Here is a 12,738-nt window from a genome sequence, read left to right as displayed (position 1 = left end):
GCTGCGGGCGAGTCTTCCGGGCGGAAGCTGGTATATAAAGCGCTTTTTGCAGAGACATTCCCCGATGCGCACCCAGCACCAGAGCCGCCGCGAACTGGACAAGATCGACCGCAACATCCTGCGCATCCTGCAGCAGGACGGGCGCATCTCCTTCACCGAGCTGGGCGAGCGGGTCGGCCTGTCCACCACCCCCTGCACCGAGCGCGTCCGCCGCCTGGAGCGCGAGGGGATCATCATGGGCTACCACGCCCGGCTCAACCCGCAGCAGCTCAAGGCCAGCCTGCTGGTGTTCGTCGAGATCAGCCTGGACTACAAGTCCGGCGACACCTTCGAGGAATTCCGCCGCGCCGTGCTCAAGCTGCCCCACGTGCTGGAGTGCCACCTGGTTTCCGGTGACTTCGACTACCTGGTGAAGGCGCGGATCAACGAGATGGCCAGTTACCGCAAGCTGCTCGGCGATATTCTGCTCAAGCTGCCCCACGTGCGCGAGTCCAAGTCCTACATCGTCATGGAAGAGGTGAAGGAGTCGCTCAATCTGCCGGTCCCCGACTAGGTTCCGGACGAGCGACGCCTGCTTTCGGTGAGGCACCGTTGATAACGGGTTCGGGGCTGCTGATGTGCCGTGCGTGAACGCCGCACCCTCACCCGTTTCGCCTCCGCTCGACGACTGCACCCGGCGCCTGGAACGCTTCGAGATGCGCCGCGTAAGGAAGACGCCCGCGCGAGGCGCGGCGTCTTCGTGGGAACGCGACGGATTCAGTCCCAGACTCCGCGCAGGGTCAGCATGTGGCTGCGGGGCTCACCGTACCAATTGCCCGACGCCGACGAGCCGACAGTGGAGTAGTACGCCTTGTCGAACACGTTGTTGAGGTTATAGGTCAGGGTCCAGTGGTCGTCGATGCGATACGCCGCCAGGGCGTTCCATACCGCATAACCTGCCTGGGTATAGTCGAATGGCACGCTGGCGCCGCCGGTGAGCGGGGTGGCGCTGCCGCTGACGTAGTTTGAACTCTGGATATTCACGCCGCCGCCCACCGTGAAGTCGTGCAGCTCACCCGGCAATTGGTAGGTCGACCAGAACTTGAGCAGGTGCTTGGGGGTGATGGTGCTGAACACCGCGCTGTTCTGGCGGTTGCGGTTGTTGTTGTAGGTGTAGCCACTGAGCACCCTCCAGCCGGGCAGGAGCTCTCCACTGAGTTCCATGTCCACGCCCTTGCTGACCACCTCGCCCTGGGCCATGTAGCAGCAGTTGCCCCCGTACAGGATGTTGGTCGGCGCATAGTCCGGGTCCAGGACCGCCTGGTTCTCACGCTGGGTATAGAACACGGCTAGGGAGGTGTTCACCGCGCCGTTGAACAGCTCCCCCTTGAGCCCGGTCTCGTAGGTCTTGCCGGTCATCGGCTCGATCGTGCTGCCAGGCAGCGGACCGGACAGCTGGTTCTGCTGGGGTTTGTAGATTTCCGAATAGCTGGCGTATGCCGACCACTGATCGGTCAGGTCATAGACCACACCCCCATAAGGCACCACCTTGGTGCCTTCGCGGGTGTCGATCTCCGATTGCAGGCCCCAGACTTCATTGGCCAGCAGGCGGTAGGTGGAGTGGTAGCGATAACGGTGCGCCCGCGCTCCGACGATCACGTGCAACTGATCCAGCGGATTGAGCCGCAGGGTGGAATACAGGCCGTACTGCTCCTGGGTGTTGGGATCGTAGTCGCGGAAGAAATCCTTGCGGGTGGGCGGCTCGACCCACGGCGTGGATTCCGGATCGAATACATCGATGGCGCCGCCGGTGTTGAGCGACTGGTTGGTCCCACGCCAGCGGCTGGTGATCGTCTGGCGGTCGGCGCCGAACAGCAGTTCGTGTTCCTGCCCCATGAAGCGGAATCTGCCCGCCAGGTTGGCATCCAGCAGGTACTGCTGGCTCACCCATCGGTTGGTGTTGCCCGACCACGCCGGCCCGGTGCCGGACACCGGGTCCACCGCGCCGAAATTGAAGGCGCTCTTCACGAAACCTGAATCGTAGGTCTGGGTGTAGGAAACGTTGGCCTTCCAATCGTCGTTGAACGTGTGATCGAGCTTGGCGAAAACTTCCTGGGAGCGGCCATCGGAATAGGCCCAGCGCTCGGTCAGGTTGGTATGGCGCGGCAGTCCCAGGTCCGCTCCGGTGCTGTAGCGCGGCAAACCGGTGCCTGAGCCGGTCTCGTGATACGCCTCGGAACGGCCGCCGATGGTCAGCCGGGTGTCGGGCAGGATGTCGGCCTCGATGACCCCGTAGAAAGTCGGCTTTTCGGTCGCCCGGTCATCCATGAAGTACTTCCGGTCGGTGTACGCCGCAACCAGGCGCCCCCGCAGCCTGCCGTCCAGCCCCATCGGTCCAGTCACGTCGAACTGGGTGCGGTAGTTGTCCCAACTGCCCGCAGAAAGGTCCACCTTGAGCTGGTAGAAATCCAGCGGCCGCTTGCGGACCAGGTTGATCATGCCGCCGGGATCGCCCGTGCCGCCGAACAGCCCGGACGCGCCGCGCAAGACCTCGACATGGTCGAACTCCACCAGGTCGTAGTTCTTGTTCGAGTAGAAGCTCCCTGCCGTGGTGCCCAGCGCCATCGGCGCGGCACCGTCGATCTGGATGTTCTCGACCTTGAACCCCCGGGAGTAGAAGTCCGAAAGGCGGTAGTTGTTGTTCTGTACGGTGATGCCGGGCGTCACCCGCATCGCCTCGGCCAAGTCGGTCATACGCCTGTCCTGGATCACTTGGTCGGTCACCACCGATACCGACTGCGGCGTCTGGCGAAGACGGGTGGGCGATTTGGAGCCGATGCTGGTCAGCCCGGTGGTGTAGGAACCGGAGTGCTCGGTGGCCTCGCCCATCCCCTGGCCCTGGATGGTGGTCGCCCCCAGCTCCAGCGCCGTGCCGCCCGACGCCGGCGGGGTGATCACGAAGCCGCCGTCGGCGGTGACCTGGGCCGTCAGGTCGGACCCCTGCAGCAGGCGCTTCAGCGCATGCTCAACGCTCAAGTCGCCGTGCAGCGCTGGCGCGTTACGCCCTTCGGCGATATCGGTCGCGAACAGGATGCGGCTGCCGGTCTGCCCGGCCAACGCATTGAGCGCCTGGTCCAGGGGCTGGGCCGGCAGATCCAGCGCGTGGGTGGCCTCCTGGGCCTGCAGGGCCGAGGCCAGCGCCAGGCCGGCGATCAGGAAGGAAAGGCGGCTGCGCCGGGACGGCGCGGTGGTCGATTTGGTATCCATGAAACTCCCCATGAACGAGCAGAACGTGATGATCACAGGGAGTGGCGGATGAGCCGTGGCGGATGTTGAGGTCGCCTGCGAAAAATTCTCATTTATTTTTCCAGCCAGGCCGATCAGCGCCCCCTCACCACCACGCTGCCGTCACCGGCGCGGCTCAGGCGGACCGGCAGGATCACCGGCAGCAGGTCGATCAGCGACTCGATGGCGGCGCTGTCGTATTCGCCGGACACCCGCAGCGCGCCTAGGCGCGGATCGGCCAGGCGGACCGGCGCCTGGCGATAGCGCTGGAGGTCGACGATCACCTCGCTCAGCGGCGTGCCGTCGAAACGCAGCGTGCCCCGCTGCCAGGCGGTGGCGCGGAGCGGGTCGACCGGTTCGGTGATGCCCAGCGCGCCGGCCTGGGCCAGCACCTGCTGACCGCCGCCCAGGTGGCGCGAGGGCGATGGCCCCGCGGAGACCTCGACGGCGCCCTCGACCACGGCGACCGCCACGCCCCGGCTGTCGCTGCGCACGTTGAACACCGTGCCGATGTCCAGCACCTCGACGCCCTGGCTGTGGACGATGAACGGCTGGGCTGCGTGGGTCACGGTGAAGGTCGCCTCGCCCTCGACCAGCTCGACCTGGCGGCTGCGCAGGCGCCGCTCGATGCGCAGGTGGGTGGCGCCGTTGACCGCCACCCGGCTGCCATCGGCCAGGGTCAGGCTGTCGCGCCCGCCGGCCACTGTGCGCACGTCCTCGCGGTACCAGGCGGGGTCGGCCAGCCACAGGCCGGTCGCCAGCAGCAGCGCCGAGAGGCCGCCGCCCAGGGCCTGCTTGCGCCGCCGCTGGCGCGCGCTCTGCGCCTTGGCTTCGGCGAGCAGGGCGTCCCGGGACGGCACGCGGGCTCGCAGTGCCTGTTCGAACGGCGCCAGGGGGTCGGCAGGGGGCTCGTCGGGGCGCACGCGGTCGTTCATGGGTGGCAGCGTCCGCCGCCCAGGGCGCGCCGCGCCGGTTCCCAGTCGCGGGCGATGGTGCGCACGGCACGGGCGAAGTGCTGGGTCACCATGTTCGCCGACACGCCCAGCTCCGTGGCGATCTCACGCTGCGGCATGCCGTGGATGCGGTGCAGCAGGAACACCTGGCGGGCACGCGCCGGCAGCGAGTCGATGATCGCCAGCAACGCCTCCAGCTGCTGCTCGAAGTCCAGCACGGCGGCGCCGTCCAGCTCGTGAACGTGCCAGTCGGGTACCTCGGCCACTGCTTCGAAGCGGGCGTTGCGAAGGACGTCGGCGCGCCGGCGGTCGATAGCGCGATTGAAGGAAGCCTTGCGCAGGAACGCGAACGGCAGCCTGACCGGCTGCTGGGGCGGCTTTTCCAGCACTTGCAGGCAGACGTCGTGGATGACCTCGCGGGCGAACTGGCCGCCCTGGAAGCGGCGGCGGATGTAATCCACCAGATCGTCGTAATGCAGCGCCAGGGCACCGATGAGTTCGACGTCGTGCTCAGGCGTGGGCATGGAAGCGATCGTTCTATTTGATAGTGAGTCGCATTATAGCCATGACGATCCGGCTGCCTAGCGGGCAGCGCGTCGGACCTCCCCCTGGCGCGAAACGGAGGCTGCGCTTATCCTGCGTCAAATTTTCCAAACACAATAATCAGGATTCCGCACATGAGCGCCCGGTATACCGAGCAGCACGCCCCCTCCTACTACGCCGCCACCGCCAACCGCTCCCTGGACTTCCCGCCCCTGGACGGCGAGGCGGTGGCCGACGTTTGCGTGGTGGGTGGCGGCTTCTCCGGGCTGAACAGCGCCCTGGAGCTGGCCCAGCGCGGCTATTCGGTGGTGCTGCTGGAAGCGCGGCGGATCGGCTGGGGCGCCAGCGGCCGCAACGGCGGGCAACTGATTCGCGGGGTCGGCCACGGCCTGGAGCAGTTCGAACCGGTGATCGGCGCCGAGGGCGTGCAGGAGCTCAAGCGCCTCGGCCTGGAGGCGGTGGACATGGTGCGTCGGCGGGTCGAGGCGTTCGCCATCGACTGCGACCTCACCTGGGGGTATTGCGATCTGGCCAACAAGCCGTCCGACCTGGAGGGGTTCGCCGAGGACATGGCGGAGCTGCGCCAGCTCGGCTACCGCCACGAACTGCGCCTGCTGCAGGCCGACCAGGTGCACGAGGTGGTGGGCTCGGACCGCTACGTCGGCGGCCTGATCGACATGGGCTCCGGCCACCTGCACCCGCTCAACCTGGCCCTGGGCGAGGCCGAGGCCGCCGCCCGCCTGGGGGTGCGCCTGCACGAGCACTCGGCGGTCACCGCCATCGACTACGGCGCCGAGGTGCGGGTCCGCACCGCCCGCGGCCAGGTGCGGGCGAAGACCCTGGTGCTGGCGTGCAACGCCTACCTGAACGGCCTCGAACCGACCCTGGGGGGCAAGGTGCTGCCGGCCGGCAGCTACGTGATCGCCACCGAGCCGCTTCCCGAAGCCCTGGCGCAGCGGCTGATCCCGCAGAACATGGCGCTCTGCGACCAGCGGGTAGCCTTGGACTACTACCGGCTGTCCGCCGACCGTCGCCTGCTGTTCGGCGGCGCCTGCCATTATTCCGGGCGCGACCCGGCGGACATCGCCGCCTACATGCGGCCGAAGATGCTCAAGGTGTTCCCGGCCCTGGCGGACACCCGCATCGACTACCAGTGGGGCGGGATGATCGGCATCGGCGCCAACCGCCTGCCACAGATCGGCCGGCTCGCCGAGCACCCCAATGTCTACTACGCCCAGGCCTATGCCGGCCACGGGGTGAATGCCACCCACCTGGCCGGGCACCTGCTGGCGCAGGCCATCGACGGCCAGCACAGCCGCGGCTTCGACGCTTTCGCCCGGGTGCCTCACGTGACCTTCCCCGGCGGGCGCCTGCTGCGCTCGCCGCTGCTGGCCCTGGGCATGCTCTGGTACCGCCTGAAGGAGCTGCTCTGAGGGCTCGCCGCGGCTGAATCTTTTTCCCGCGGACGGCGTCAGAACTACGCGCCGCTGCGCTGCCGGCCCGCGGCGAAAGGGCTTCGGCATCCCCGCCGCGGCCCGTACACTGCCGGTCCCGCTCGCCACGGCCCGCCCCGGCGGCGCCCCCGGAGACCGGTTCACCGTCCCGCTGGAGCCCAACGTGCCCCTACGCCTGCTGTTCGTGGTGTTGCTCTGCCTGTCCGGCTGTACCAGCCAGGTGCCGCGTGTTCCGTCCCAGGCCCTGCCCGCCGAGGCCTCGCCGTTCGGCGCGACGATCATGGCCCGCGCCGACGCCCACCCGGGGCGCTCCGGGTTCCGCCTGCTGCCCAGCAGCCACGAGGCGTTCATCGCCCGCGCCGAGCTGATCCGCACCGCCCAACGCAGCCTCGACCTGCAGTACTACATCGTCCACGACGGCCTAAGCACGCAGATCCTGGTGGATGAACTGCTTAAGGCCGCCGACCGGGGCGTGCGCGTGCGGCTGCTGATCGACGACCTCAACAGCGACGGCCGCGACTACGAGATCGGCGCCCTGGCGGCCCACCCGAACATCCAGATCCGCCTGTTCAACCCCATGCACCTGGGCCGCAGCACCGGCGTGACCCGCACCCTCGGGCGGCTGCTGGACCTGTCCCAGCAGCACCGGCGGATGCACAACAAGCTGTGGCTGGCGGACACCAGCGTGGCCATCGTCGGCGGCCGCAACCTGGGGGATGAGTATTTCGATGCCGAGCCGAGCCTCAATTTCACCGACATCGACCTGCTGGGCGTCGGCCCGGTGGCCCAGCACCTGGGGCAGAGTTTCGACCAGTACTGGAACAGCGCCCTGAGCAAGCCGGTGCAGGCCTTCCTCTGGCGCCAGCCGGACGCGGGCGACCTGCAGCACGCCCGCAAGCGACTGCAGCGGGACATCGCCCACGCCCGCGGCGAACAGCAGGACCTCGCCGAATCGCTGCTGGCCTACCGGCAACGCCCGCGCCTGCAGGGCTGGCTCGACGAGTTGATCTGGGCGCCCAGCCAATCCCTGTGGGACGCCCCGGCCAAGGTGCTGACCCGCGACGAGCCGGACCCGGCGCTGCTGCTCACCACCCAGCTGGCGCCGGAGCTGGAAGGGGTGCGGCACGAGCTGTTCCTGGTCTCCGCTTACTTCGTCCCGGCCGACGAAGGCATGCGCTACCTCACCCAGCGCGCCGACGCCGGGGTGGACATCCGCCTGCTGACCAACTCCCTGGAAGCCACCGACGTGCCGCCGGTCCACGGCGGCTACGCGCCGGCGCGCAAGGCCCTGCTGAAGCACGGGGTGCGGCTGTTCGAGCTGCGCCGGCGCCCCGAGCAACAGGGCGCGGGCGGCAGCGCCGGCTACAACCTGACCGGCATGTCCGACTCCAGCCTGCACAGCAAGGCGGCGATCTTCGACCGCCAGAAGGTGTTCATCGGTTCGTTCAACTTCGATCCCCGCTCGGCCCTGTGGAATACCGAGGTGGGGGTCATCGTCGACAGCCCGGAACTGGCGGAACGGGTGCGCGAGCTGGCCCTGCGAGGCATGTCGCCGCCCCTCGCCTACGAGGTGAAGCTGCAGCGCCGCGGCGACCACACCCAACTGGTGTGGGTCACCGAGGACCATGGGCGGCTGCACGTGCTGGACCAAGAGCCCGCCGGCCTGTGGCGCCGCTTCAACGCCTGGATCAGCAGCGCCGTGGGCCTCGAGCGAATGCTCTGAGGCCGGCTGGAGGACCCGTGTCGAAACCCCCTTCCCCCGCCCGCCGGGCGCGCCAGGCGCGGCGCCTGCAAGCCCTCACCGCGGCGCAGGCGCAGCGGGCCCGGCGCCGTGGCTGGCGTGACGGCGCGCTGGCGCTGGTGACCTTCGCCCTGATGCTGCTGGGCGCGCTGCGGCCGTTGCTGCTGGCGCGGCCGCTGTTCGGCCCGTTGCTGGCGCTGAGCGTGATGGTGGCGGCCTGGCTGTGGTGGCGCCTGGGCGGCGCACTGGGCATGGGCGACCTGCTGCGGGCCCGGGCCTGGGCTTCCTCGGAACGGATGGGCAGCCTGTTGCACCTGGGGCTGGCGGCCCTGCTGGGGAGCCTCGCCTTGCTGGGCTCCACCCTGGCGCTGATGGGCGGGGTGCCGGCGGCCCTGCACGGCCTCTGGGCGCAGCCGGCGGAGCTGGAGGTGCGGGTCGAGCGGCTGCAGCGACGCCCCGGCACCCGCGGCTGCGCCTACGGGGCGACGCTGGACAGCCCGACCCACGTGGCGCCCCTGATGCCCTGCAGCCTGGCCCGGGACCTGACCCTGCGCGGCCTGGACCACGGCCCGGTACGCCTCGCCGGCAGCCAGTCCTGGCTGGGCTTCCGCTACCAGGCGCTGGCCGCCTCCGGGCGCGACACCTTCGCGCCCTAGGGTCCGCCGCCCTCCTCGCACGAGCCGGTGGTCGCCCTGTCGGCCGTCTGCACCGGGCCCGGCGTGTCACCCATCACCCCGCCGCGCCGCCAGGCCAGCACGATGAACACGGCCGCCCCGCCGGCCAGCAGCAGCGGCAGGGCGTGGCCACTGATCCACTGGCTGGCCGCGCCGGTGCTCAGCGGCCCCAGCAGGCAGCCGATGCCCCACAGCTGGGCGACGTGGGCGTTGGCCCGCACCAACTGGTCGTCCCGGTAGCGCTCGCCGATGAGGATCAGCGACAGAGTGAACAGGCCGCCGGCACTGGCGCCGAAGATCACCAGCGCCGGCCAGATCGCCGGCGTGTGCAGCAGCGGCGGGATCGCCAGGCTGGCGAGCAGCAGCGCCACGCCGCAGCCGCGGAACAGCGCCTGGCGCGGCACCCGGTCGGCCATCCAGCCCAGGGGCAGTTGCAGCAGCGCATTGCCCACCACCACCGTGCTGACCATGGCCAGTGCGCCATCCTGGCCAAAGCCCTGGCGCAGGGCGTAGATCGGCAGCAGGGTCAGCATCATCGCCTCGAAGGCGGCGAACAACACCACTGCCCAGGCGATCGCCGGCAGGCCGCGGCAGAAGTGCAGCAACTGGCGGGCCGAGGCGCCGTGGGCCTCCTGTTGTGGCGCCCCGCCCCGGCCCAGCAGCAGGCAGGCGCCCACCACCAGCAGGACCCCGCTGAACCAGAAGCCGCTGTCGCCCTCGGTGCCCAGTACCCCCAGCAGCAGCGGCCCCGACAGCTGGCTCAGGGCATAGCCGGTGCCATACAGGGCCACCAGCCGGCCACGCAGGTGCTCCACCGCCAGTTGGTTGATCCAGCTCTCGCCAAGGATGAACACCACGGTCAGGGCGATGCCGGTGAGCAGCCGCAGCACCAGCCACACCGCGTAGTGGGGCAGCAGCGCCAGCCCGGCCACCGACAGCGCGCCCATCAGCAAGCTGGCGCGCATCAACTGCGGCGTGGTCGCCCAGGCCGCCAGGCGACCGGTCAGGTTGGCCCCCAGCAGCGAGCTGAAGGCCGGCACCGCGGCCATCACGCCGATGGAGAAGACACCATAGCCCCAGCCTTCCAGGCGCAGCGACACCAGCGGCAGGGTGATGCCCAGCGCCAGGCCGATGCTGATCACCGCCGCGGTCACGGCGAAGTAGGTCCCCCAACGCATCACGCATTCTCCTTGTCCGGCGGCCCATGCAAAGCGGCCGGGCTCCCTGGGGAGGCCCGGCCGTACGGGGGTAACCCGAAGGGACCGCGAGGCCCCCTCGGTGCCTCGTGGATTACAGCTTGATCCAGGTGGCCTTCAGCTCGGTGTACTTGTCGAAGGCGTGCAGCGACTTGTCGCGACCGTTGCCGGACTGCTTGAAGCCGCCGAACGGCGCGGTCATGTCGCCGCCGTCGTACTGGTTGACCCAGACGCTGCCGGCGCGCAGCGCTTTGGCGGTGAGGTGGGCCTTGGAGATGTCACGGGTCCAGACCGCCGCCGCCAGCCCGTAGGAGGTGTCGTTGGCGATGCGCACGGCTTCCTCGGCGTCCTGGAAGGTGATGACCGAGAGCACCGGGCCGAAGATCTCCTCCTGGGCGATCTTCATGGCGTTGCTCACGCCGTCGAAGATGGTCGGCTCGACGTAGGTGCCGCCGGTGTCCTCCAGCACGCGCTTGCCGCCCGTCACCAGCGTGGCGCCCTCGGCGTGGCCGGCCTCGATGTAGGAGAGCACGGTGTCCATCTGCTGGGTGTCCACCAAAGCGCCGACATTGGTCGCCGGGTCCAGGGGGTTGCCGGCCTTCCAGCCCTTGAGGGCCTCCACCACCAGGGGCAGGAAGCGCTCCTTGATGGAGGCTTCCACCAGCAGCCGCGACCCGGCCGTACACACCTCGCCCTGGTTGAAGGCGATGCCGCTGGCCGCGGCGGACGCGGCCGCCTGCAGGTCAGGGGCGTCGGCGAAGACGATGTTCGGGCTCTTGCCGCCCGCCTCCAGCCAGATGCGCTTCATGTTGGATTCGCCCGCGTACACCAGCAGCTGCTTGGCGGTGCGGGTCGAGCCGGTGAACACCAGGGTGTCCACGTCCATGTGCAGGGCCAGGGCCTTGCCGACGGTGTGGCCATAGCCGGGCAGCACGTTCAGCACGCCGGCCGGCAGCCCCGCCTCCAGGGCCAGCTGGGCGACGCGGATGGCGGTGAGGGGCGATTTCTCGGACGGCTTGAGTACCACCGAGTTGCCGGTGGCCAGGGCCGGGCCCAGCTTCCAGCAGGCCATCATCAGCGGGAAGTTCCAGGGCACGATGGCCGCCACCACGCCTACCGGCTCGCGGGTCACCAGGCCGAGTTCGTTGTGGGGCGTCGGCGCCACCTCGTCGTAGACCTTGTCGATGGCCTCGGCGGACCAGCGGATGCTGTTGGCCGAACCGGGGATGTCGATGCCCAGGGAATCACCGATGGGCTTGCCCATGTCCAGGGTTTCCAGCAGCGCCAGTTCCTCGGCGTGTTCCAGCATCAGCTCGGAGAAGCGGATCAGCACCTTCTTGCGCTTGGCCGGCGCCAGGCGCGACCAGCTGCCCGCCTCGAAGGCCCGGCGCGCCGCCGCCACCGCCGCGTCGGCGTCGGCCTGGCCACAGCTGGCGACCTGGGCCAGCACGCGCCCGTCCACCGGGCTGATGCAGTCGAAACGTTCCGCGGACTGGGCGTCGCGGTACTCGCCGTCGATGAAGGCACGGCCTTCGAACGTCAAGGCCTGGGCGCGCTGTTGCCACTCGCTGAAGGTCAGATCGGTCATGGAAAGTCCTCGCGGTCGGGCGCGGGCGTCGTGCCCGCGGCGGTGAAGGGGAAATCGTAGACCCGACACCCTAAAGACCGCCCGCGGTATTTTCAATATTTTTTACAACAGGTCGGTCCTGGCCCACCAAATGTTCGTTTTCTCAAACAAACCACCGATCCTTCACCCGGCGGCCGCACCGCTCACCCCAGCCAGGGGATCTCCCGGGCCTGGTAGCGGTGGGCGCGGAACAGGGCGTTGGTTTCCCCCGGCAGGTACGCCCGGGACGGCGCGTCGGGGTAGGCGGCGAAGTACGGGCAGACGTATTCCCAGACCACGTCGCCGGCCCGGGTGATCTCGAACAGCCGGCCGAAGTTGGCCTCGGTGACCAGGGTGTTGCCGTTGTGCAGGCGCTGGGCACCGCCCATGAACGGAGTGAAGAAGGCATAGCCCGGGGCATCGGCGTACTGCCAGACGATGCGGCCGGCCAGCGGGTCCACCTCGATCACCCGGGAATGGGGCATGGAGACGCCGGGCCGGGAGATGCCGTTGTCGAAGACCAGAATGCGCCCGTCTTCCAGTTCGCTCGGGCAGTGCTGCTGGGCCACCAGGTCGTGGCCGAGGCGCCACAGCACCTGCCCGCCGTGCCGCGCCACGGCGATCACCGCGGACACGCTGCGCAGGCTGAGGAGCAGCTTGCCGTCGCGCCCGGGGGTGACGGCGTTGGTCATCGGCCAGTGGGAGCGCTCGAAGGTCGGGTGCAGCGGGTAGTCCTCCGGACGCAGGTGCTCCCAGCAGCGCCATTCCCAGACCGTGCGCCCGGCACGGTCCACCTCCTTGACCACGTCGGCGTAGATCACCCCGCCCGGCGCCTCGCTGCCGGGAATGCCGCCCACCACGCGACGCGCCAGGGCCGCCGGCAGCGGCTCGACCACGGTGTACAGCAGGTTGCCGTTGGCCAGCCACTGGGCGTCGTGGTGGTGGGCGAGGTCGGTGTGCTGCCAGACGATCTCGCCGTCCGGGGTCACCTCGGCGAAGGCGCCGCCATGCCACACCGACCAGCCGGGGAACAGCTCCGGCGACCCGGGGTGGTTGCCGTTGTAGCCGAGGTTGCCGTTGCCCAGCAGCACCGCGTCACGCCCCGGCCGGTGCGGCAGAGTCCAGCGGTGCACCGTCTCGCCGGCCAGGTCGATCAGGTAGACGTTGCCGCCGGCGGTCTGCGGCGCGAACAGGGTGTAGCCCCCCGCGCTGCGCGCGGGATCGGCGGCGATCAGGCCGGTGGCCCGGCGGCGAAGGGTGGTCGGGTCGAGGGGCATGGCGATTCTCCGGACGAGCGCCGACCTGCC

10 protein-coding genes are annotated in these 12,738 nt (G+C 69.4%); 4 read left to right on the top strand and 6 right to left on the bottom strand.

Features of this window, described 5'->3' with window-relative positions:
• Nucleotides 1-64 precede the first annotated feature (64 nt).
• Nucleotides 65-553 carry a transcriptional regulator DadR gene (dadR, locus tag FM069_RS11285; protein WP_143488408.1) on the top strand — a complete coding sequence of 163 codons (489 nt, stop codon included), beginning with the start codon at nucleotides 65-67 and terminating at the stop codon, nucleotides 551-553.
• 203 nt (nucleotides 554-756) lie between these two features.
• Here dadR and FM069_RS11280 read toward each other — a convergent pair whose 3' ends face one another.
• The 3 genes from FM069_RS11280 to FM069_RS11270 form a co-directional block, all read right to left on the bottom strand.
• Nucleotides 757-3,246, bottom strand: a complete 2,490-nt coding sequence (locus FM069_RS11280) for a TonB-dependent siderophore receptor (RefSeq protein ID WP_143488407.1) — start codon at nucleotides 3,244-3,246, stop codon at nucleotides 757-759.
• A gap of 113 nt (nucleotides 3,247-3,359) precedes the next feature.
• A complete protein-coding gene (locus tag FM069_RS11275; protein WP_178106722.1) occupies nucleotides 3,360-4,199 on the bottom strand; it encodes a FecR family protein in 840 nt (279 codons plus the stop codon).
• A complete protein-coding gene (locus FM069_RS11270) occupies nucleotides 4,196-4,741 on the bottom strand; it encodes a sigma-70 family RNA polymerase sigma factor (RefSeq protein ID WP_178106721.1) in 546 nt (181 codons plus the stop codon). The genes FM069_RS11275 and FM069_RS11270 overlap by 4 nt, the downstream gene beginning before the upstream one ends.
• A gap of 153 nt (nucleotides 4,742-4,894) precedes the next feature.
• Here FM069_RS11270 and FM069_RS11265 point away from each other — a divergent pair, with 153 nt between their 5' ends.
• From FM069_RS11265 to FM069_RS11255, 3 genes are all read left to right on the top strand, one after another.
• The gene (locus FM069_RS11265) at nucleotides 4,895-6,193 is read left to right on the top strand and encodes an NAD(P)/FAD-dependent oxidoreductase (RefSeq protein WP_143488406.1); all 1,299 of its coding nucleotides are present in this window, start codon (nucleotides 4,895-4,897) and stop codon (nucleotides 6,191-6,193) included.
• A 172-nt stretch (nucleotides 6,194-6,365) separates the two neighbouring features.
• Nucleotides 6,366-7,937 (top strand): phospholipase D family protein, encoded by a 1,572-nt coding sequence (locus FM069_RS11260; protein WP_407681580.1) that lies wholly within the window; start codon nucleotides 6,366-6,368, stop codon nucleotides 7,935-7,937.
• Nucleotides 7,938-7,954: 17 nt separating this feature from the next.
• Nucleotides 7,955-8,611, top strand: coding sequence for a hypothetical protein (locus FM069_RS11255; protein WP_143488405.1), 657 nt, complete (start codon nucleotides 7,955-7,957; stop codon nucleotides 8,609-8,611).
• Here FM069_RS11255 and FM069_RS11250 read toward each other — a convergent pair.
• From FM069_RS11250 to FM069_RS11240, 3 genes are all read right to left on the bottom strand, one after another.
• Nucleotides 8,608-9,807 (bottom strand): MFS transporter, encoded by a 1,200-nt coding sequence (locus FM069_RS11250; protein ID WP_143488404.1) that lies wholly within the window; start codon nucleotides 9,805-9,807, stop codon nucleotides 8,608-8,610. The genes FM069_RS11255 and FM069_RS11250 overlap by 4 nt on opposite strands.
• 112 nt (nucleotides 9,808-9,919) lie before the next feature.
• Nucleotides 9,920-11,413 (bottom strand): aldehyde dehydrogenase, encoded by a 1,494-nt coding sequence (locus FM069_RS11245; RefSeq protein ID WP_143488403.1) that lies wholly within the window; start codon nucleotides 11,411-11,413, stop codon nucleotides 9,920-9,922.
• Between the two features lie 182 nt (nucleotides 11,414-11,595).
• Complete coding sequence (locus FM069_RS11240) at nucleotides 11,596-12,708, bottom strand: aryl-sulfate sulfotransferase (protein ID WP_143488402.1); 1,113 nt, start codon at nucleotides 12,706-12,708, stop codon at nucleotides 11,596-11,598.
• Nucleotides 12,709-12,738 lie beyond the last annotated feature (30 nt).

The sequence above is a fragment of the Pseudomonas mangiferae genome, from assembly GCF_007109405.1.
GTDB lineage: Bacteria > Pseudomonadota > Gammaproteobacteria > Pseudomonadales > Pseudomonadaceae > Pseudomonas_T > Pseudomonas_T mangiferae.
Note: the sequence above shows the minus strand (reverse complement) of the source record. Positions and strands in the feature narration are given on the sequence as shown.